This window comes from Arthrobacter sp. MDT1-49-2 (assembly GCF_059090185.1).
In genome coordinates this window covers 255,306-277,000 of the sequence record NZ_JBNHFK010000004.1, presented here as the reverse complement: position 1 = coordinate 277,000, position 21,695 = coordinate 255,306, and the positions used below count along the sequence as shown (strand labels likewise).

The 21,695-nt window shown below is 65.0% G+C and carries 14 protein-coding genes; 10 read left to right on the top strand and 4 right to left on the bottom strand.

Annotated features, from left to right (window positions below; translation table 11 throughout):
• Window positions 1-48: 48 nt before the first annotated feature.
• The 5 genes from AC5RTS_RS08025 (at window position 49) to AC5RTS_RS08005 (ending at window position 9,738) form a co-directional block, all read left to right on the top strand.
• Window positions 49-2,841: a helix-turn-helix transcriptional regulator gene (locus tag AC5RTS_RS08025; protein ID WP_493991532.1), complete on the top strand. Its 2,793-nt coding sequence runs from the start codon at window positions 49-51 to the stop codon at window positions 2,839-2,841.
• Window positions 2,838-5,576, top strand: coding sequence for a helix-turn-helix transcriptional regulator (locus AC5RTS_RS08020; RefSeq protein ID WP_493991531.1), 2,739 nt, complete (start codon window positions 2,838-2,840; stop codon window positions 5,574-5,576). The genes AC5RTS_RS08025 and AC5RTS_RS08020 overlap by 4 nt, the downstream gene beginning before the upstream one ends.
• A 447-nt stretch (window positions 5,577-6,023) precedes the next feature.
• The gene (locus tag AC5RTS_RS08015; RefSeq protein ID WP_493991530.1) at window positions 6,024-7,466 is read left to right on the top strand and encodes a sugar transferase; all 1,443 of its coding nucleotides are present in this window, start codon (window positions 6,024-6,026) and stop codon (window positions 7,464-7,466) included.
• Window positions 7,467-7,711: 245 nt separating this feature from the next.
• Window positions 7,712-9,022 (top strand): glycosyltransferase, encoded by a 1,311-nt coding sequence (locus AC5RTS_RS08010; protein ID WP_493991529.1) that lies wholly within the window; start codon window positions 7,712-7,714, stop codon window positions 9,020-9,022.
• Window positions 9,023-9,216: 194 nt separating this feature from the next.
• Entirely contained in the window at window positions 9,217-9,738 is a 522-nt protein-coding gene (locus AC5RTS_RS08005; protein WP_493991528.1) for an LbetaH domain-containing protein, read from the top strand.
• 29 nt (window positions 9,739-9,767) lie between these two features.
• Here the strand turns inward: AC5RTS_RS08005 and AC5RTS_RS08000 are convergent, their stop codons facing one another.
• Window positions 9,768-10,376, bottom strand: coding sequence for an SGNH/GDSL hydrolase family protein (locus AC5RTS_RS08000; protein ID WP_493991527.1), 609 nt, complete (start codon window positions 10,374-10,376; stop codon window positions 9,768-9,770).
• A gap of 247 nt (window positions 10,377-10,623) precedes the next feature.
• On the opposite strand from AC5RTS_RS08000, the gene AC5RTS_RS07995 reads away from it, so the two are divergent.
• Genes AC5RTS_RS07995 through AC5RTS_RS07975 form a run of 5 tightly spaced genes read left to right on the top strand, consistent with a single transcriptional unit; the run spans window position 10,624 to window position 16,208 of the window.
• Window positions 10,624-11,466 carry a glycosyltransferase family 2 protein gene (locus tag AC5RTS_RS07995; RefSeq protein ID WP_493991526.1) on the top strand — a complete coding sequence of 281 codons (843 nt, stop codon included), beginning with the start codon at window positions 10,624-10,626 and terminating at the stop codon, window positions 11,464-11,466.
• Window positions 11,459-12,676 carry a glycosyltransferase family 4 protein gene (locus AC5RTS_RS07990; protein ID WP_493991525.1) on the top strand — a complete coding sequence of 406 codons (1,218 nt, stop codon included), beginning with the start codon at window positions 11,459-11,461 and terminating at the stop codon, window positions 12,674-12,676. The genes AC5RTS_RS07995 and AC5RTS_RS07990 overlap by 8 nt, the downstream gene beginning before the upstream one ends.
• Window positions 12,673-14,130, top strand: a complete 1,458-nt coding sequence (locus AC5RTS_RS07985) for an O-antigen polymerase (RefSeq protein ID WP_493991524.1) — start codon at window positions 12,673-12,675, stop codon at window positions 14,128-14,130. The genes AC5RTS_RS07990 and AC5RTS_RS07985 overlap by 4 nt, the downstream gene beginning before the upstream one ends.
• On the top strand, window positions 14,127-14,975 hold the full coding sequence (locus tag AC5RTS_RS07980; protein ID WP_493991523.1) for a CDP-alcohol phosphatidyltransferase family protein: 849 nt from the start codon (window positions 14,127-14,129) through the stop codon (window positions 14,973-14,975). Before AC5RTS_RS07985 ends, AC5RTS_RS07980 begins: the two co-directional genes overlap by 4 nt.
• Window positions 14,976-16,208, top strand: coding sequence for an MATE family efflux transporter (locus tag AC5RTS_RS07975; protein ID WP_493991522.1), 1,233 nt, complete (start codon window positions 14,976-14,978; stop codon window positions 16,206-16,208). It begins immediately after the preceding gene.
• Window positions 16,209-16,334: 126 nt separating this feature from the next.
• Here AC5RTS_RS07975 and AC5RTS_RS07970 read toward each other — a convergent pair whose 3' ends face one another.
• The 3 genes from AC5RTS_RS07970 to AC5RTS_RS07960 form a co-directional block, all read right to left on the bottom strand.
• The gene (locus AC5RTS_RS07970) at window positions 16,335-17,780 is read right to left on the bottom strand and encodes a tyrosine-protein kinase domain-containing protein (RefSeq protein WP_493991521.1); all 1,446 of its coding nucleotides are present in this window, start codon (window positions 17,778-17,780) and stop codon (window positions 16,335-16,337) included.
• 68 nt (window positions 17,781-17,848) lie between these two features.
• Window positions 17,849-18,550 carry a hypothetical protein gene (locus tag AC5RTS_RS07965; RefSeq protein WP_493991520.1) on the bottom strand — a complete coding sequence of 234 codons (702 nt, stop codon included), beginning with the start codon at window positions 18,548-18,550 and terminating at the stop codon, window positions 17,849-17,851.
• Window positions 18,551-18,609: 59 nt separating this feature from the next.
• Complete coding sequence (locus AC5RTS_RS07960; protein WP_493991519.1) at window positions 18,610-21,693, bottom strand: CBM96 family carbohydrate-binding protein; 3,084 nt, start codon at window positions 21,691-21,693, stop codon at window positions 18,610-18,612.
• Window positions 21,694-21,695 lie beyond the last annotated feature (2 nt).

Here is a 21,695-nt window from a genome sequence, read left to right as displayed (position 1 = left end):
TTTGACGAAACCGGACACCACCGACATTCGATAGAAGCAGGTCTCACAGTGCAGCTACATGACGATCACCAGTCCCGTAACCGCCGCGCGAGCGCTGATCCGCTCCCGGGAGGGCCCCAGGAGGCCGCCGGCTCCACTCTTTATGACGCACCACCCACGGCGGCGCCGGGTGCCGCCGTTGTCGGCCGGGAAGGGGTGCTCGAAGAAGTGCTGCAGTCCCTCGCCGGCACAGCACAGGGTGCCGGATGCGTGCTCGTGGGGGAAAGCGGTATCGGCAAGACGGCCGTGATGCAGCATGCGTTGCGGTTCCTCGGTGACGGGACCTTCGTGGTCCAGGTCCGCGGTTCCGAGTTCGCCGCCCGCACGCCGTTTGGCGCATTGACGTTCCTTCTCTCGGACCTGGAGCCCGAACTCTCCAACCACCCGGTAATGATTCTCCGGGGCCTCACGGACCTGATCAAGGAACGTGCCGATGGCCGTCCCGTACTCCTGGCGGTCGACAACGCCGAGGAACTCGACGAGTTTTCCGCCATGGTGCTCACGCAGATGGTCCTCAACCGCAGCGCCGGCATGCTCGTCGCGTTTCGGGACTTCAGCTCGGCTCCCGGGGAATTCACCGGTTTGTGGAGGGATGGCATCCTGACCCGGGTGGATCTGGAGCCGCTGACAATCCTCGAGACAGCCGCGTACCTCAGTTCGCTGCTGGGAGGAAAGATGTCCCGGGCCGCCGCCGCGGCGATTCACGGCTATGCCGGGGGCAACCCCCAGCTGCTCGCCCTGGCCGCCGCCGACTTCCAAGACTCCGGGCGGTTGCGTATGCACAACGGCAGCTGGGTTGTGGTGGCGGGTGAGGACATCCGCGGCGGACGTGTTGCGTCGTCGGTGCTCAACAGCGTGAGCGGCTTGACGGCAGCCCAGACCCAGCTGCTTCAGTTGCTGTCCCTGGCAGGATCCCTGCCGCTGCCGGTGGTCCTGGCGCAGCTGGACAGTAGCGAGCTGGACGAGCTGCAGGAACACAGCCTGGTCGCCCTGGATATTCGTCCGGTACCCGACGTCAGAATCAGCAGCCCGGTTATGGCCAGTTCTCTACGGTCCGGTCTGGGACCGGCCAGGCAGCGCCAGCTTTTCGAAGAGCTGGCACCTTTCCTGAACACGGTGGAGGGATTCGTCCTCGACGATGTGCTCCTGGCACGCTGGCTCGAGGCCATCGGTGAGATGCCGCCGGCGCAACTGGCAGTGCGGGCAGCCCGGCGGGCCACGACGGAGGGAAACCCCGGGACTGCGGTCCGGGTGTTATCAGCCGCATTCAGTACGGAGGAAAACACCGGTGCCGTGGTTGAACTCGCCCGGGCCCGAACCGAGCAGGGAGAGTACGGCGCGGCGCTGGGTATCCTGTCCCGTCACCGGGGGAGCGAGACAGCTCCCGACGCCGGGGACAGGATTCGCCTGCTGCTGGCCGAATGCCGGGTGCTCTGCATCGAGGCCACCGGGCTCCGGGATCCCCGGACCGCAGCAGCACCCGCGGAGCCGGCGCGGATGCGCCACACAGACCTGCTCTCCCAAGTGGAAAACGAGGTTGCCGCACTGGGGCTGGAGCCTGGCAGTGACGTCACAGAGCTGAGGCGCGAGCTGATCCTGGCACGGGCCGAATGCCACTCCGCTCATGGACGTTTCCTGGACAATGCGGTTTATCTGGATGCCGAGGATGTCCAGTCTGCCGCCCCGGATTTTGAATTCCGCATCCTCCGTTCAGCCTGGCTGTGCGAGGCATGGGGCATGACCAACCGGCAGGACGACGCCGTGGAACTCGCCGGACAGGTGGAGCGGCTGTTGCCAGGCGCCGGCCTCAGTTCCGGGACCTACGCCCGGGTGGCGGGCAAGCTGCTGCATACCTATCTGATTACCGGGGAGCTGCACGCCTGCGAACGGTTGCTGGATTCCGCCGCCGCAGCAGGGATGGAGGGCGCGTATACCGAGTTGGGACAGGGCTTGCTGCACGCTTTCGCCGGCCGGCCCGAACCGGCGCTCGCCGCTCTGCTTCCGGCAGTGGACCAGCTGGCCGTGGGCGGCCCCGCAGCGTTCCTGCCCCTGGCGGCAGCGGCAGCAGCCTACTGCCACGCTGTGGAAGGGCGGTTCGAGGAGGCACGCCAGTTCCTGCAGATACAACGCGGCGCGGCCGACGGCGGTCCGTGGACAGTGCGGCGCGGTGCCAGACACTTCGCTGCTCTTGCCGAGGCAGCACTGGGGGCGGAAACACCAAGCAGGCGCTTCGCTCTCCTCGCAGCGCAGGATCACAAGCGGAGCGCGTATGCGTATGAGCTTCTTGCCCGCCTGACAGCCATGAGGTTGGGTGATGCGGACAGCCTCGATGAGGTGCTGACCGTGGCAGCAAGCCTGCAGGGAGACTTCGCCGCGCTCTGCGAAAGCTATGCGAAGGGCTTGGGCAACGCGGATGCCCAACTGCTCCTTCGCGCCTCTGAAATGGCCGGCGCCTCCGGCCATCAGCTGCTGGCCAGGGAAATTTCCGAACACGCCCTGGGGATCGCCTCGGGCGCGGGGGACCGCGCCACCGTCCGTTTCATCCACCGCAGCCGCAGGGCCACGGGCCCCGAAACGGCCGCCGAAGCCGCCGACGAAATCCTCGGGGCGCTCACGGCCAGGGAACGGTCCATCGCCCGCAAGGCGGCAGGCGGCACGAGCAATAAAAAAATTGCGGAAGAGCTGGGTATCTCGGTCAGGACTGTCGAGGGGCACCTTTACCAGGTCTATTCCAAACTCCATGTTGGCAGCAGGCGGGAACTGGCGCGCACCATTGCGGAACAGGCAGGAGCAAAGAAATGACAATCTGGGGTCAGAATCGTCAGTTGTTCGGACGTGAGCGCGAACTCGCCGACATTACCGGACGGCTGCTGGACCCCGGGCTGCGCGGCGTCGTGCTCCTCGGCGCCGAAGGCATCGGCAAGTCCTCCCTTGCCGAGCAGGCAGCCGAAAGCCTCTCATCCATCCTGGTTCCTTACTACGTCTGCGGCAGCCCCGTGCTGTCCAAGATGCCGTACGGCATTCTGTCCACGTATCTCGGCCAAGCCAGCCCGGCGGAGATGGAATCCCCGCTGACGGTGCTGCGGACCGTAAGGGCACAGTTCCAGCGGCTGACCGAAGCCAACGGGCTGCAGACACTGCTGGTGGTGGACAACGCGCAGTACTTGGATGAAGCAAGCGCCCATCTTCTCACCCAGCTTGCCATGTCCGGCGAGCTCCGGCTCATGGTGATTTCCCGGGCACGGGCCCCACGGATCCACGAGCTGTTGTCCCTGGCCCGGGACGGACTGCTGTCCCGAATTGATCTGGGCCCACTGTCTCACGAGGCAGTTCACGAGTTCTGCGTCAGCGTGCTTGGTGGTCCGGTACTGCAGGCATCCACCACGCTGTTGAACCGGATCTCCGGAGGCAATCCGCTGTACATCAAGGAGCTGCTGGCCCGCGCGCAGCGGCAGCAGCGGTTGATCGAATCTCACGGAGCATGGTTCCTGAGGGGCAGGCCTGACTGTCTGGACACTTCCCTCGTCGATCTCGTGAAGAGCATGCTCTCGTCCCGGACTCCGGCTGAAAGGAACGTCCTTGAAACCCTGGCGCTGGCCGAACGGTTGCCCCGCGCCGTCCTGTCAACGGTGGCCGATGACGAAGCCGTCCGCTCGTTGGTGATCGACGGCATCGTTGAAATCCTGCCGGACCGGGCTGAATCCGCCCATTTGGTACAGCCACTGCATGAGGAAATTATCCGCAGCCTGGTGCCGGCCGCCCGCAGCGCGGAAATCCGGGCGAGGGTCCTGAACCGCTACACCCTGGGCTCTCCTGACAGCTCCATGGATCCGGCGGACATCAGCACGATGCTTCGGCAGACTGAATGGGCATTGGACGGAGGTGAACGCCTGCCCGGGGAGGATCTTCTGGCTGCTGCCCGGGCGGCAAACGGGATGGGCGACGCAGCCAGGGCCCAGCGCTTCGCGGCTGCCGTAACCGCCCAGCCCTTCCGTGCGGCGGCCGAAGTGGAGCTCGCCGTTGCCTACGCCAAACAGGGTAATTTTGGCCTGGCCGGTGCCCACCTCGATGCTTTGGGTAAGCGGATGAGCGCAGACAATACGGCTGCATTGGACCGGCTGACCCATCACCGGGCGGTGTTTGCCAGCGCACTGATGCTTAGCCAGACCACCGGTAATGGGGAAGGGCTGACTGCCCTGGTGGACACATGGAAGGCATCCGCAGCCATGGCCGAGGACGATCCGGCTGCCGCGGATCAGGTACGGGTGTCGGCCGAGGTCCTCAACGCGTCAGCACTAATCCTCGACGGCAATTACGAACAGGCCTGTACCCGTCTTGCGGCGCTCCCGGGCGACGATTCCCCGCAGGGTTCCGGGGAACTCGCGGTACTGGTCCACGGTCTTTATGCCGAGGTCCTGGCCGCGTGCGGGGATGTGGGGCCGGCCCTTCAGCAGGCCGGTGCTGCCGCCGCCATGCTGGATGCGGGCGGTGGAGGACTGCAGGGGTACGCAGGGTTCGTGTTTGTCCGTCAGGCACAGGCAATGCTGCATGGCGGCCGGTTTAACCAGCTGGAACAGCTGTTGGCACGGATGCATACCGCCCCCCAGCACCAGTTGACCCTGCTCGGCGGCAGCGTGGGCGTATTCGAAGCGGCCCTCGAAATTCACCGCGGCAGGCTCCATGACGGGTTGCGGAAGCTGCGGCCGGCGGTCGAAGCCCTGCGGGAAAACGATCCGGAAAGGTTGCTTCCATATGCGCTCGGCCTGGCCGGCTACGCGGCAACCGTGGTGGCTGACGGAACCCCCGCGATGGGCTTCGGAAGCGAGGTCGGGAAAGTCGGATACACCGGTCCACGCCATTTGTGGCTCACGGCGCAAGCGTACGCGGCCGCAGCAGAAGCCTCCCAATCGACCGAGGCTCCACCCTCGGGCCGGCTTGCCGCACTCGCCGCGGAGGCCAGGGCCGCCGGACTGCACAGCACAGAGAAGGACATTCTGGAACTGTGCCTTGCTGTTGGCGATCTGACCCAAGTGGAACGCCTGGCCGAACTGACCGCCGATTTTGACGGCGGCGAAGCCCGGGCCTTGCACGCCTATGCCGTCGCCGTCGCCTCCGGCAACCCGGACCGGATGGTCGCAGCTGCCGAGGATGCGATCCGGGCACAGAAATACCTTGTAGCGGTGGAGAGCATCGGGCATGCCATCCGTTTCTACGGCAACCACGGAAACCTGCGGCGGCAGCGTGCGCTGATTCAGCAGCTGCGGCGACGGCGGGAAGAGCTGGCAGGCGTGACGGTTTCGTATCTGAGTCCGTCCCTGCATCTGGTCCGACTCACCCGACGTGAGCACGAGATCGTCTCCCTCCTGCTGTCCGGCGCTACCACCAAGGACATTGCCAGCCACTTCACGCTCTCCCAACGGACGGTGGAGGGGCATGTCTACCGGATCTACGTGAAACTGGGCATCAGCCGCCGGGCGGACCTTGAATCGGCTTACCGTGCCCTGGAACCCGGGCACCGGACGGCGTCCCTGCTCTAGCCTTTTGCCACCGCGACGCGGTATCCCCTCGGTGATGCCGTTACGTGGGTAGGAATACAGGTAGACGGCCAGCAGTTCAGGGCACGGCCCTCGGTCCAACCGAGTACCCGTTACTCGTGCCCCGCGTCAGCGCTCCTCCTAGATTGATGCCCGTTGGATAACTGTTGGCGCAGATGAAGGAATGACGGTCTCGAAATGGGTGCTGATATGCAGCCCCGGCTGTTGCCGGGTGCCCCGGCATTGGAAGCACTGGCTTCCTCAGCTGGTGCAGATTCCGCCGGCACACGGCGGGCTCCGCCCCGGCGGAAGGGCAGCCCGGTTGCCGGGCACTTCCGCACACACTCGCCGGCACCGGGGGGCGCAGAGGTCCGCAGCGGGGGCCCGGCTGCATTGCCGGCGGAATCGTTCGTCTTTCCCAGTTTCACCACGCGGCGGGCCTTCAGCGGCGTGGGGCAACCGCGCAGCGCCGCCGTGGAGTGGAACCGCAAGTACTCCCGCATCATCACCGCAATGGATGCCGTAGTGGTGTTCGGGGCGGCCCTGGCCGGACACCTCGTCTGGTTCGGCCAGTCACCCGCTCCGCTGTACATAGGTTCACTCATGACCACATACCCGGTGGTTTCCCTCGTGGTCGGCTGCGCCTGGATGCTGGCCCTGCACGTCTACAGAAGCCGCGATTCCCGGATTACCGGCATCGGCAGCGATGAATACAAGCGCGTCATCAATGCCAGTGTCGTCCTCCTGGGTGTCCTGGCCCTGGTCTCGGTGGTTTTCCAGTTTGATGTGTCCAGGGGCTACATCGGGCTGGTTTTCCTGGCAGGGGTCGGCGGCCTGGTCTCTTCCCGATGGCTTCTGCGCCAATGGCTGCAGGCTCAGCGGCAGCGGGGGCGTTACCTGTTCAAAGTGGTGGTGCTCGGACGCGCCCGGGACGTGAGGTACGTCGTCCATCAGATAAACGCCAAATCCCGTGCCGCCTATCAGGTGGTGGGCGTCGCGTTGACCGGGAAGCCACGGGCATGGCTCGACGTGGACGGGACGCGCCTGCCGGTGGTCTCTGACGATCAGACCGTGGTCGACGCCGTGTCCAGGCTTCAGGCTGATGCGGTGATTGTGGCCGGGCCGACCAAGGGCGGAAGCCGTTATGTCCAGGAACTCGGCTGGGAGCTGGAAGAGTCATCGACGCAGCTCATCCTGACCACCGGCCTGACCAATGTTGCAGGCCCTAGAATCCATTCCCGGCCGGTTGAGGGCCTGCCGCTGATGCACGTTGAACTGCCGCAGTATTCCGGGGCCCGGCACACGCTAAAACGAGGGCTGGACGTGGTGCTTTCCGGCGCGGCCCTGATCGCCCTTGTGCCGGTATTCCTCACCCTTGCCGTGCTGGTGCGCCGGGACAGCCCCGGACCGGTGATTTTCCGGCAGGAGCGGGTAGGCCGCGGTGGCGAAGTGTTCGAGATGCTCAAGTTCCGTTCCATGGTGCAGACGGCCGAAGATGACCTGGCCGGCCTGCTGGACCGGAACGAGGGTTCGGGAGTGTTGTTCAAAATGCAGCACGATCCGCGCGTCACCCGGGTGGGCCGCTGGATGCGTAAATATTCGCTCGATGAACTTCCGCAGCTGTGGAACGTCTTTCTGGGCCACATGTCCCTGGTCGGCCCGCGGCCCCCGTTGCCGCGTGAGGTGGCCCAGTACGGCAACCGCGTCCATCGGCGCCTCTACATCAAGCCCGGGCTCACCGGCATGTGGCAGATCAACGGCCGGTCGGAGCTCAATTGGAAGGACGGGGTGCGGCTGGATCTGTACTACGTCGAAAACTGGTCGCTCGCCGGTGACCTCATCATTCTCTGGCGCACAGTACAGATGCTTCGCAAACCAGTGGGCGCCTACTAAATCCTTCCGGCTTCGGCTGGTCTCACCGCTAAGAAAGCTGAATCCATGCAGACATCACCAGTTCCCGGTGACGGCGTCATCAGCGGCCGCCACCAGTATCGGCGGGATCCGCGAAGGATAGCGGCGCAGTCTGCCGCGGCTCTGCCATCCCGTCAGCGCCGGCAGCCCCTGACCGCACCGGCCCGTGGGCCGGAGTGGTTCTGCATGTGGGTTCAGGAACGTGCCAACAAGCAAAGGGGTTAGCTATGCGTATCCAGATGCACGATTTTTCCGGCCATCTCTTCCCCGCAGAGCTCTCGCGCGAGCTGGTGGCCCGGGGGCACTTTGTCGACCACGTGTACTCAACGCAGTATGCCAGCGGGAAGGGGAAGCTGGAACGGACAGCGGATGATTCGGACCGGCTGACATTTTCACCGCTGACCGCAGGGCAGCCGTTCCGTAAATACAGTCCGCTGGGACGGATCCGCTTCGAACGGTCCTATGCGCAGGCGTGGCAGGAACACGTTCGGGCTACAGCCCCCGACTGCGTTGTGGCCTGCAATATGCCGCTCTTCACCCTGGACGCCTTCCGCCGCGCCGCATCCCGCCGCAAACAGCCTTGGCTGCTCTGGCACCAGGATCTCTTCAGCAACGCCATTGCCGAGGAGCTTAGCCGGCGGCTGCCGGGACCCGCAGCCCTTGCCGGCCGTGGCCTTGTGCGGCGCATGGAAGCCGCAGTGGTGCGGTCAGCTACGCAGGTAGTGGCGATCGGCGAGGAGTTCCGTCAGGCGTACCGGCTCTGGGGTCTCGCCACGGACCACGTGACGGTAATCCCGAACTGGGCGCCCCTGGACGAGATCACGCCCCGTCCGCGGAAAAACGCCTGGGCGGCACAGCATCTTCCGGACGGGCCGGAACTGCGGCTGCTGTACGCAGGAACGCTGGGCCGCAAACACAATCCGTTACTGCTGACCGGGCTGCTGCGGTCGGCACTGGCCGCCGGCCTGCCGGTGCGGCTGATCGTGGCCTCGGAAGGGGACGGCATCGAGATGCTGAGGGAAGACGTGGGCCGGGCACCGCAGCTTCCGGTCACTCTGCTGCCGTTCCAGCCCGCAGCAGAGCTGCCGGATATGTTGGGATCTGCTGACGTGCTGGTAACCATCCTGGAGCCGGGGGCCTCCCGGTTCTCCATTCCCAGCAAGGTGCTCTCCTCCCTGGCGGCGGGCCGGCCCGTGCTGGGCCTGATGCCTGAAGACAACCCCGCTGCCGCTGACATCCGGGCCGCAGACGGGTTTGTCGGTCCGCCCACTGACTTCGGGATTGCCGGGGCGGTGGGATGGCTGCGCCAGCTGAACGGGAATCCGGAGGCCGCCCGGGCTGCCGGAGCCAAAGGGCGCGGTTTGGCGGAAACCCGGTTTGGAATCAGGCCCATCACTGATCGGTTCGAAGCCGTGCTGCGGACCACGGTTCCCGGAATCCCGGAGCCAGCGGATGCAGATGCGGGGAACGGTGCCGCGCCGCGGCTCCGACCGGCGCATGCGGCCTCCCCGCGGGGCTTCCTGCGGAAGGTTTCCTGATGTTGCCGGATTCCCGGGGGCCCCAGGCGGACCGGCGGCGGCAGGACGGGCAGGAGCCCGGGGCGGACGGGAAAGCACCGCCGCCGCGTCGACGTCCCCGGGTGATTGACCTGTCCCGGGCACCTGGCAGCGGTGAATCGTGGGACCGGCCGCGGGCAGTGGTGTACCTCTGGTCTGCCTGTGAACTGTTATTCGTGTCGAACCCCTGGCAGGTCAGCTCACGCCTGCGAATAGCGGTGCTGCGGGCCTTCGGCGCAGACATCGCCGACGGCGTCATCTTCCGTCCGCGGACACGGGTCAAGTCACCCTGGAAACTGCATATCGGTCAGCGCAGCTGGATCGGTGACGGCGTCTGGTTCCACAATCAGGACCACATTTACGTAGGCGCCGACGCCGTGATTTCCCAGGAAACGTTCCTCACCACGGGCAGCCACCGCGTTCGCAGCGACATGGGACTGATTACCAGTCCGATCCGGATCGGCGATGGCGCCTGGATCACCTCTCGCTGCATCGTGCTCGGCGGTGCCAGTATCGGCGAATCCGCCGTTGTGCAGCCGATGACGGTGGTCAAGGGTGAGGTGGGTGCCAACCGTGTCTTCGGAACACCGCTGCGGCCGGAGGAACTGGGGGACCGGTTCCCTCCCGTGGCGGATCCCCGTGTGACCTCTGCCGGCAGAGCAGATGCCGGTGAACCCGACTCCTTGGAACGCGCATGAACGGCGCGGAGGGTGCTCAGCAAACGTGCCTACCCGGCCTGTGCAGAGTCCTGGATAAGGCCCTTGAGAAGCGGGAAGATTTTCGAGGCAAGGTAGGCATGGCCCTGGTCGGTGGGATGGATCCCGTCCATGCCGATCAGCCCCTCTTCAGGGCCGGCAAACCAGCCCTCAGCGAGGGCGTTGATATAGACGACGTCCGCTTCGGAAGCGGCCCGGGCCATCGCCTCATTGTTGGTAGTGATGAAGTCGGGAACGTTGCCGTCCACCCACACGGGTCCGACAACAACAATCTTCGCCTCCGGGGCAAGTTCGTGGATATCGGCATAGAGGGACTGTGCGGCGCTGTACATGGCGTCCCCGTCCTGCCGGCCGTCGTTGCGGCTGCCGAAGACCAACACGACATCGGCGGTGGGGCGCAGCCGAAGCGTGGCCGCCTCGCGGAAAACCAGGCCAGTGGTGCCGCGGGCGAGATAACCGGACCCGGGCTGCGCGATCACATTCAGCTCGATCCGGTCGCCCTGGTCGTAAAAGCGACTGCCGACCAGCCGGGTCCAGTTGGCGGCTCCGGTGCCGCCCTCGGCGGAGCCGCCCACGTAGGAGTCACCGAGGATATCGACCTGGGGAACCTGCTCCGTCACGGGCTGCGCAGTGCCGGCGGGTCGCGGGCTGCCACTGGCCTCCGGCGACTGGGACAGCGAATAAAACGTCAGCACCCCCGCGGCGGTGACGAGGACCAGAAAGCCAAGAATTCGGGGCCACCTGCGAATGAAAGGTGTGATTCGGTGGTGCTCGCGTCGGGTCGGCATTCCTAAAGGTTAGTCGAGCGGCGTCCCGGAATAAACGCTTCCGTAAACAACATAATACTTATTTCAGGGGGGAAACTACGTGAAGAAAATACCCGTTACTGTCTTGATTCAAACAAAAAACGAGGAAAACGGAATTGTCAGCTGCTTGGCCGGACTTACAGAATTCGATGAGGTTATCGTTGTTGATTCCAACAGCACCGACCGCACCGCTGAACTTGCCAAGGAAGCCGGTGCTTCGGTCATAAACTTCACGTGGGATGGCCGGTTCCCGCAGAAAAAACAGTGGATGATCAGCCAAGTGGACACCCGCAACGAGTGGTTGCTCGTGATGGACGCAGACGAATTCCCTACGCCGGAACTGGCCGCCGAACTCCGGTCCATAGCCGAAGACCCTGCCGAACCCCGGGTCGCCTTTGACGTGCCCGTGGCCTACCACTTTGCGGGTGCGGAGCTGAAGCATGGTCACCGCGTAGTGAAACGGACTTTCCTCCGGCGGGGAATGAACTCCTACCCTGACATAGACCTGCTGCATTTTCCCGGCATGGGTGAACTGGAGGCGCACTACCAGCCGGAAGCGCACGGCCCCGTCGGAAGGACCACCGGCAAGCTGGCCCACAACGACCTCGATCCGGTCAGGACCTGGTTCGACCGGCACAATCTCTATTCGGATTGGGAAGCCTCGATCCGTACCCATGCTGAAACCCGGAGCAGCGTTCGCGCGTCCAAAAGCAGCCAGGGGCGCCGATTTGATGCACTCCCGCTGAAGCCGCTGGTGTTCTTCCTCTACAGCTACGTGGTTCGCCGGGGCTTCCTGGACGGCAGGGCAGGCTTCGACTATGCGCTGGGTTTGTCCATGTACTACTGGCAGATTGGACTGAAGTCCCGTGAACTGCAGCGCGAGCAGGCTGCGAACCATGGATAACGCGGAAGGCAGGCGTCACAGCGGCCTCAACATCCTGCAGGTCGGCGGGCTGGCCGGTCCGGGGGCAGCTGCGGGTGGCGTCTGGGCGGTTGCCCGGACCCAGAGGGCAGCCCTGGCTGGCCTTGGCGAAACCGTCGACCTGGTGGGCGGATGGCTCGGCAAGGTACCCCAGGCCGATAAGACGGCGAACGGCGGGAACCCGGTGACACTGTTCCGGGTACGGCGGCCGTTCCCGGGAGCCCGGCTGCGTGGACTGGTAAGTCTGCGTCTGCCCCGCTACGTTGCGGCACGCGCCGTCTCTGCCGACGTGGTCCAGGTGCATCTGTGCCGTGATTTCATCACCACCGCCGCTACGGTCCTGCTCCGCAGGAGCGACACTCCGGTGATTGCGCAGTCCCACGGAATGCTGGCGCCATCGCGCTCGCTGCCGGTCCGGATCTACGACGCCGCCGTCACGCGTTGGCTGATCCGCATCCCCCGCCTCTGGCTGACGTTGACCGAGGAGGAGGAGCGCGGCCTGCAACAACTGGGCGTTGATCCGGTGCGCATGCGCCGGGTAGTCAATGCAACGATCACGTCCGGCCGCAGCTGGGCGGATCAGGAGCAGCAGGTGTTTCTATTCGCTGCGAGGCTGGCTCCCCGGAAACAACCCGCGGTGTTTGTCCAGGCAGCTTTGGAGGCGCTTGACCGCGGCCTGGACGCCCGCTTTGTCCTTGCCGGCCCCGACCAGGGTGAGGCTGCCCGGGTCCGGAGCATGATCGCCGATTCGGCGCATGCGGACCGGTTCGAACTGTCAGGGGAACTGTCTCCGGAGCAGGTGCAGGAGGCCATGACCGCCTGCACGGCGTTTGTGCTGCCGGCCCTGAAAGAGCCGTATCCCATGGCGGTCATTGAGGCAGCGGCGTTGGGAACCCCGCTGATCGTCACCTCCGAGTGCGGCCTCGCGGATGATCTTTACGAGGGGGATGCAGCCGTGCTGGCAGAACCCACGGTAGGCGCCTTTTGCCAGGCCATGCTCAGTGTCGCCGCCGATGCGGACCGCCGGGCTGAGCTGGGAGCCAATGCACGCCGGCTGCATGAGCGGCTGTGGTCGGCCGAGCGGCTGGCCGAGGAACTCCGCAAACTCTGCCTGGAGGTACTCACGGCAGAACGCCGTTTCGAAACCCGTAAGCCCGCTGTCCCCATTCAGCCAAACGCGGGGCGGTCATGAGGATAGCTCCGGCGGCGCGGCGGGGTGCCCCGGCCGCCAAAGACCCCGGGGGCGAGATGCGGCCCGGTGTCCGTTCCGCCGTCGCTCTGGTGGCCTTCCTATTGTTCGCCGTGGTCTTTCCCTTGGAGATCCGGGACGCCCGCGCGGTCTACTTCGACGACACCGATTTCCTGATCCGCTACGCGGTGGCACTGTATGCGGCTGTGAAACTGGCCCTGTTGTTATGGCATAGCGACATACGCCCTGTCGCCGGAGTGTTTTGGATTTTCGTTTACACCGGCATGGGACTTGCACCGCTGGCCCAACTGACCACCGGCCGTTCCACAGCAGTGGCCGTGCAGGTGGACGAAGCTGCGCTCACGACAGCCAGCCTGATCACGCTGACGGGATGCATTTGTTTTGATCTGGCCTACCACCTACGGCTGCGGGCGAGCGGACGCGAACCGCATCTGCGGTTCCGGACGCTGCGCAGCATGGACGTTCTGCGTGTCTTCTCGGTAGCGGCGGTGATGGCGGCACTGGTGTACATCGTCCAAGCGGGCGGTCCGTCGGTGTTTTTCCTCAGCCGGCAGGAAACGGGCGAAGCGCTCGGGGACATCAGTCCGGACAGTGGGCACGCCCTGCGCGCCATCATTTCCTCTGCCGGTTCGGTGGGGTGCCTGACCGCGCTGATCTTCTATCTTCATATCTGGCGTACCCGGGACCGCAGACTGGCCGCGGTGGACGGTCTCCTTATGGCTGCCCTGGTGGTGATGAACATTGTGGTCAACAACCCCATATCGAATTCCCGTTACTGGGCTCTCGCGGTGCTCTTCGGCCTGATGCTGCCACTGATCCGCGGGCGGAAGGGATTATTCAACGCTGCGGTAATCGGGGGAATCATAGTGTCCATCGTCGTTTTTCCTTTGTCGGACATTACCCGCCGGGCGGATGGACAGGGCATTCCGGTGAACCTGGACTCGGTGTGGATGACCATCGCCACCAAGGATTACGACCAGTTCACCATGCTCGCCAACACCCTGGCCTACACCGATGGCCACGGTCTGTCCTGGGGCATGCAGGCACTGGGACCACTGCTGTTCTGGGTGCCGCGCGTCGTCTGGCCCGGCAAACCGCTGGACACCGGCGTTGAAGTGGGCCAATGGATGAACAGCGTCAACCTCAACCTTTCGGCACCACTGTGGGCCGAAGCATGGATCAACTTCGGGTTGGCGGGAGTGATCCTGGTATTCGCCGGGCTCGGCATGCTCTCGCGGCGCTTGGATTCGGGGTTCAGGGCGGAGATCCTGAGCAAGGGATCGGTCGGATACCTGGGCATTTCCATTTTTTCCGGATATCTCTTCATTCTCCTGCGCGGATCGCTGCTCCAGTCCATGGGCAGGCTGATGATCCTCTTACTTTCAATCCTGATCCTTACAGCTGTCTCCAACCGGCGAGAAAGGCTCCAACCATGAGTCAAACCCTCCCGCAGACCCGGGCCACCTTCCGCGACTCGTTCAACCAGCTCAAGCAGGCGCAGAAAACCCGCAAGGGTGTTCCCCTGTACCTGCTGTACGTCAACCGGCCGGCCGGGCGGGCCGTGGCAGCGGCACTGAGGCATACGCAGGTGACACCCAACCACGTCACCTTCGCCGGCGCGGTGCTCACCTACGGCTCCCTGATCTGGCTGGCTTTCGGCGCCGGGGACCACGTCTCGTCGGCATTGGCCGGCGTGCTGCTGGCGCTGGGGTATGTCCTTGATTCGGCTGACGGGCAGCTGGCACGTCTGCAGGGAACCAGCTCCGCCTTCGGCGAGTGGCTCGACCATGCGTTGGACAACGGCAGGATTACCGTCATGCATGTGGCGGCGTTTTGCTTCCTCGCCCGCACCACGGACTACGACCACGTTCTGCTGGCCGCTGCGTGCGGACTGTTCATGCTTGCCAGTTCCTGCATTTTCTTCGGCGGTGCCCTGCTGGACCAGCTGCGGAAAAATACGCATGCACGGAAGGCTGCCGGATCGCATTCGGGGACCCAAGCGCCTTCGGGCGCCGCGGCTGCACCTGCGGCGCCTGCACCGGCGCCCGTCGCCGTCGGCCGGGAGCCAGCCGGGGACGCAGCCCGGACGGGCAGCCGCCGGATGTTGCTGCGGTCGGCCGTAACGCTGCCGGTGGATTACGGGATAACCTGTCTTATTTTTCTGCTGCTGCCCTGGCCCCGGGCGTTCCTGACGGCATATCTGGTACTGGCGGCCGCACATGTGCTGATGTGTGCGGCGTTCCTGCCGAAGTGGCGTTCCGAGCTACTGGCGCTGGGTTAGGTGGGGGGATTCCGCCGGCTGGTCACCTTCGCGGACCAGGGCGTCTCCAGCGTTTCCAACTTTGTGGCGGTGGCGGTTGCGGCCAATGTGGCAGGCGCAGCCGAATTCGGTCAGTTCTCGCTGGCCTATGCCGGACTGTTGTTGTTCCTGGGCGCCCAGCGGGCCCTGGTGGGGGAGACACTGCTCGTGCGGTATTCCCAGACCGGCAGACTGACCCGGGACGTTGCCTCGGCAAGCTTGGGCGCCAGCCTGCTCGTAGCTGTTCCCACCATGGCGCTTTTGCTGGCCGGAGCGGTGCTCTCCGGCACAGAGACTTCCCTCCTGTGGCTGGTGATGGCCGCGGCATCACCGTTTGTGCTGCTGCAGGACAGCATCAGGTACCTGTTCATCTGCCAGGGGCGGCCGGCGCTGGCATTGCTGGTCGACGGACTGTGGGCGGTTGGGTCCATCACCGCAATGCTGGTGGCTGCCCGGTCCGGCAGTGCGCTGTGGGTGGTCCTGGCGTGGTGGGGTGCAGGTGCAGCGACGGCGTTCGCGGCCGGCCTGATCCTGGCACGCAGCGTCCCGGCTGTTCCTGCCGGTGTCCGCTGGCTGCTGCTCAACAGGGACTTCGCTTTCCGTTACCTTGCCGAATTTGCGGCGCTTAACGCCTCCACGTTTGGTGTGCTGTATTTTCTCGTGTTTCCGCTGGGAGCAGCGGGGGTGGGTGCGCTCAGGGCGGCGCAACTGCTTTTTTCGCCCCTGAATACGGTGTTCGGCGCGATCAAGACGGCAGTCATTCCCGAGTTGGTCCGGACCCGGGGGACCGGTGCGTTCCGCAGCAGGCTGCTCGAGACCTTCGTCCTGGTACTGGTTTTGTGCCTGGGGTGGGGTGCTGCCGTGTTGATGCTCCCGGCAGCGGCCGGCGAGTTCGTGCTGGGAGATACCTGGCGCAACGCCTCGGAGCTGCGCTGGCCGTACGCGGTCCAGTACCTGGCCATGGTCCCGTACACGGTCCTTCTTGCCTATTTCCGGGCCGCCCAGCTCAACCGGTTGTCCACGCTGATGCGCGGGGTGCTGGCTGCCCTGACTCTTGTATTGCCGCTGGCGCTGGCACTGGGCGGATCCACTGCCGCCTCGGCGTGGGGCTTTACCGGTTCGGTCGCAGTTGCAGCAGCGTGCGGCCTGGCTGCCGTACGAGCGGGGCGGGTCCGTTCCCGCCGTGCCGCGGACGCTTTCGTGCCCGCGGAATAGCCGCGGGCACGCAAAAGGCCTTCCGTTGATGCGCTTTACCATCTGCGCACCGCCCGGAAGGCCTTTTCGCTGGCAGGTCAGCCCCGGAGCCCTAAACGGGCCGGCCCGGGACCGGTCAGTGGTGCTCTATCCCTTGCTGAACGCTTTGTTGCCCTGGCTGTCCCGCACAATGGCCGCTTCAGCTTCAGCCACGGGGGAGGCCGGGTCGCCGCCTTTGCCGCGCATAACGGGCAGCGGTGCTATGCCGTAATCCGACAGATAGGCCGAGTTGGCATCGGGGCCGGACCTCGGAATCCGGTTCAGAACCATTCCCACCACGTTCGCGTTCACCAGACTCAGCTGCTCGACGGTCTTGGAGAGGTTGTGCTGGCTGACTCGGGTGGCTCCGACGACAAGAAGGATGCCGTCGGTATGGCGGGTGAGGATCGCAGTATCGGCGACAGGCAGCACCGGTGGAGCGTCCAGAATGATCGTGTCGTATTCTGCTTCGAGTTGTTCTATGAGTTTCTGCATGGCATCAGACCCGAGCAGCTCGGTGGGGTTTGGCGGCAGCGGTCCTGAGGTCAGTACGGACAGGCCACCGGTACCCCAATGCTGGGTTGCTTCCGCCAAGCTGGTGCGTCCGATCAGCACTGTGGTGAGGCCAACGCTGCCTTCCAAGCCGGTAGCGCCGGATAGCGAGGGAAGCCGCAGATCAGCGTCAACCAGGATCACGCGCTGGCCGCTTTGCGCAATGCTCAGGGCGAGATTCAGGGCAACCGTGCTTTTGCCCTCGCCCGCCTGTGAGGACGTAACCACCAGCGACTTCATTTGCTGTCCGACGGCGGCAAACTCAAGGTTGGTCCGCAGCTGCCGGAAGGCATCGGTTCCGGAACCCCCCAAGATGGCTGGCATACCTGTGTGCCGCGCGGATTCGGTAATCCCGCCCAGTAGCGGCAGATCTGTGGACTTGCGCAGATCACTCTCCGTGCGCACATGGCGGTCAAGAACATGGCGGAGAACTGCCACCACCAGCCCGAGGGCGAGTCCATACAGCAGTCCCAATGCCAGGTTCAGCGGAATCTTGGGACTGGACGCGGATGCCGGCGGCTGGGCCGTATCCACAGAGGTGAGGCGCATGGGGGAGGGCAGCCCGTTGGTGGGCCGCTCCAGATCGGCGACTGAGGAGATCAGGCTGGCCACCACGCCGTTGGCGATGTCCGCCGCACGTTGGGGGGAGGAATCCACCGCCTGGATTTCGATCAGCACGGTATTTTTCGAGGTCCCTGCTTTCACCTTGTCAGCCAGTTCCTGGGCGGTCATGTCCAAATCGAGGTTTTCGATGACCGGGTTCAGGACCTGGGGCATCCTTACCAATTCCACGTAGGACCCGACCCGGTTCAGGGAGAAGACGCTGCCCTGCTGGAGTTCGGCGGAGGTTTGAACATTCTGGGTGGAGACAAACAGATTGCTGGTGGCGGTATAGGTTTTGGGCATCAGCATGGAAATAGTTCCGGCTGTGATGAGCCCGATGAGTGCAAATGAGACTATGAGCATCCAATTGCGGCGAAGGATGAGTATTTGTTCGCGCATATCCATTGGTTACCCCTTCCCGTGGATAGGCAGATGGCGGAAATTGAAATAGGAGCTGCAGGTGAAAGTCATGAACGGAACCAGGTGTAGCACTGGTCCGATTCCACCCGTGCAGCGTCGGCGCCGATGGTGACCGGAGCGGACCCGTCATGAGAATGGAGGAGCTCCCCGGAGCCTGCGTAGACAGTAAGGAGGCATCCCTCAGGCTGCCCGTATACGCGGTAGCTTCCAGAGGCGATAGAGGGATCTTTGCCGTGGGGTGCAGCTTCTCCCACAGAGAAAACTCCATCGGGGAAGCCCAGGCCGGCCCTTTCCAAGGTTGGCTGCAGCTCAGGGCACAACGCGGCGACGGCATCCGCTGTGTCCGGCGTCGGGCTGATGATGAGTTCACTGATAACTGACTCTTCATCAATCGCCCGGGCACTCAGCAGCCGGTCACAGCGTTCCTGGCCTACCTGCAGCACGGCGTTGGGGTCAGTGCCTTCGGGCACTTTGTCCTGAAGATATTGCTCCTGCTTTGCCTCGAATGATGGTTCCGGTGCCGGCTGGGGCGACTGCACCACTACTGCGTCCGGAGCTGCCGGGGTGCCATCGGCCGTGGTCGTTTCGGGTGCGCGAGTCGGGGTAGCGCCGGTTCCCTTAGCGGGCGACGACGACGACGAAACCGACGGTGCCGCTTCGGGGGAAGGATCGGAAGAACTGCATCCTGACATAGTCAGTGCCGGCAACAGCAGCAGTACCAGGAGGGATGGTTTGAGACCGGTTTTCATGGAATGCGCTTTCTTTCGAAGAAACCTGCAGTACGGGTGCTGCCCCTTTGGGGGCACGGTTAGGGGCCGAAGACCAATGTCAGGACCGGCCGGCGGGTGGAGGACGCTTCCTTGGTGTAGAACCAGGCATTGTCGGTGCCTGCGCTGGTGATAGCCAGGTCAACGGACCCGGACAGGGCCGCCGAGACAGCTGCCGGGTCCAGGTCCACGGTGTAGGCGGTGTTCGCTGCCGTCGGCGAAACGGTGCCCAGGACCGTGCTGCCCAATGCCGGACGGGTGTTGTAGGTGGTACCCGTTTCCGTCCAGTCTCCGTTCACCGCCTGGATGCTGTGACGGTCAACGGAATTGCTCAAGGGGTCGGAGGTCGTGTACACCCGCAGGGTGGCCGACAGCAGCCGCATGCCTGACGGAACGCCGGTGCCTGGCGTGAACCGCAGGTACGAGGTGTAGGCCAGCGATCCCCGCGACGCCATGGAGGCAGAGGTTCCATACGCCGCATTGGGAGCACCCTGGTTCACATAGGTATCGGCGGCCGGGGACAGGGACAGGGTCACAGGTTCGGTGGGAGGGGGACCGGCAACAGTGGCCCTTGCCTCGCCGGACGCCCCACCCGTATTCCCCGCTGCATCGACGGCGATAACCCGGTAGTAATAGGTGCCCGGCTCCAGATCCGCATCGCTGTAGGAGAGTGCGGAACCCGGGGCAGTAGTCAGCAGGCTGCTGTCCGACGGTGTGAAACCTCCCGTTACCGAGCGGAAAACCCGGTACCCGGTGACGCCCACGTCGTCGGAGGCGGCATTCCAAGTGAGTGCGGCCGCGTTGCCGCTGACCGTGGCTGACAGGCCGGACACGGTGCTGGGCGCCGTGGTATCCGGCACCGGTTCCGGCTCGGCGGGACTTCCTCCGCCGGCGGTGTAATGCGCCGTCACCTGGGCGGCACTGAGCGCTACGGGGTATGCCGCGAATTCGTCGATGGCCCCGGCCAGATAATTGCTGGCGGGACGTTCCGGCCAGGTGGTCAGGCTGTCGCCGCCCACCCGCCAGGAACCGGTGTAGGTTTGTCCGGCCGGTGTGGGGCTGTTGGCAACGGCAGCGCCGTCCACATAGAGGGTGAAGCCGGAAGCAGTCTGCACCGCCGCCGCGTAGTGCCACGCGTTGTCGTTGTAGGTCTTGGCGGTGCTGACGCTGACCGGGGTGTTGGCCGCGTTAAGGACGCCGAAGGCCAGGGTCCCGGCTGTGGTCATGTACAGGTGACGGTCGACCATGCCGCTGGAATTGCGATCGCCATGGCGGTTGGGCTGGCCGGAAGCGAAGCCAAAGATCTTGCCGCCGCGGACGGTGTCGGTCTTGAACCAGGCTTCGGCGGTGTACGTGGCGGGAGCCGCGTAGCGCTGCTGTCCGGACACCTGGTCGTCCACGCCGTCAAACACGCCTGCGGTGCTGCCGGGAACTGCGCCCTCTGTGCCGGCCAGAAGAGGGCCGCCGAAGGTGATGCCCCGGTTGTTGCCTGCAGAGGTGTCTGCAGGGGCAGTGGCGCGGCTGTCGTCAAGCCGCCAGTAGGTGGAGGCGCCGTCGCGGAGCACTGCAGCAGGATAGGGCTGGGTAGCCGTGGCTGTGGTTACGGCGACCTGCGCGGAGAGCGCACTGGTAGTGGCGCCGTCGCTTGCCCGCACCCGGTAGGTATAGGCGGTGCCGGGCACCGCCGTGCGGTCGGTGAAGGACAGTTGGGGTGTATCGAACCAGGTGGAGCTGCCGGTCACGGTGCCGAGAGCGGTGCTGCTCCCGTTGCGGTAAATGCTGTACGTGAGGGCGGAGTCGTCATTGTCCACGCTTTGCGTCCAGCGAACCTGGTTCTGGCCGGCGGTGAAGCTGACCGCGCTGACGTTGGCCGGGGCGCCTGGCGCGGCGGACGCCGGGCCGGGACCGAAGCGGGTCAGGCTCTGCTGCGCGGTGCCGTTGGCGGTCGTGAATTCGCCGGCGACCCACAGGACATCGCCGCTGCCCCTGCTGGTGGTTTCCAATGCCCGCGGGCCCAGGCCCTCTCCGGTGCCGTCATTGGTGTCGGGACTCCAGCCGAGGAACGGATACGGATTGTCGATGTCCTGTGCGGAGAGGTGCCTGCGGGTGCCGTCGGGAAAGCCGCCCATGCTGGAGCAGTCGTGGACATGATGCCCGGAGTAGAGGACATCCTTATAGGGCAGCACCGCCTGCGTGGCGCCTTGGCAGGTGTCCTTCCAGATCTGCTCGTAATTGTTGTCCAGGGAAAGCCGGGCCCGTCCGTCGAAGGATCTTCCGCCCATGCCCTCGCCTGCAACGTAGAAGCTGGTGCCGTCGCTGGTGACGTCCTTGATCACGGCCGTGGCAGGAATGTAGCCGGCTGATGGATAGGTGCGCACATTGGCGCCGGCGGCCCGGTCCACCACCGCCATCGCCCGGGAATCGGCGCCGTTGACAGTGCTGAAGTCCCCGGAAATCAGGACGACGTTCCGGCCTGCGGGGACGTCCAGGGCACGGCCCACGCCGTCGGCCGCCGGCGCCCACGGAAGCAGCGTGCCCGAAGTGCCGACGGCAGCAAAGCGGGCGCGGCTGCTGCCATTGACCGTGGTGAAGTCTCCGCCGAAATACACGGCGTCGGCAGTTGCGGAGATAGTCCTCACCGTGCTGCTCACCGTGCCGGGCCGGAAGGAGGTGTCCACCGTGCAGTTGGGCAGGTTGATGGCGGCCAGCCGGTTCGCTGCGACGCCGTTGACGGTAGTGAAATTCCCGCCGACGTAAAGCCGGCGGCCGTCCGGGGAGACATCCATGGCCCGCACCGTGGCTCCCGTTCCGCCGGTGAAGGACAAGGAGCATGAGGTGGGCGTACCTGTGTAGGCATCAAAGGCGGCGAAATTGACTGCGCTCCGGGACTGGCTGTTGCCGGCGGCTGTGCCCGGGGGCCGCACCTGGGTGAACGTACCGCCCACGTACATCACGCCATTGGCTTCCGCCATGGCCCAGGCGATGCCGTTGGTCTGCCACGTGGGCAGGGCAACCGCGGCAAAAGCCACACCCGGGGACAGGGCGGTGGCCGGAGCGGCCATGCCGATCAACGTCGCGGCTGCCACTGCCGCAGCCGAACAAATAGCCGCAATTTTCTTACGCACGG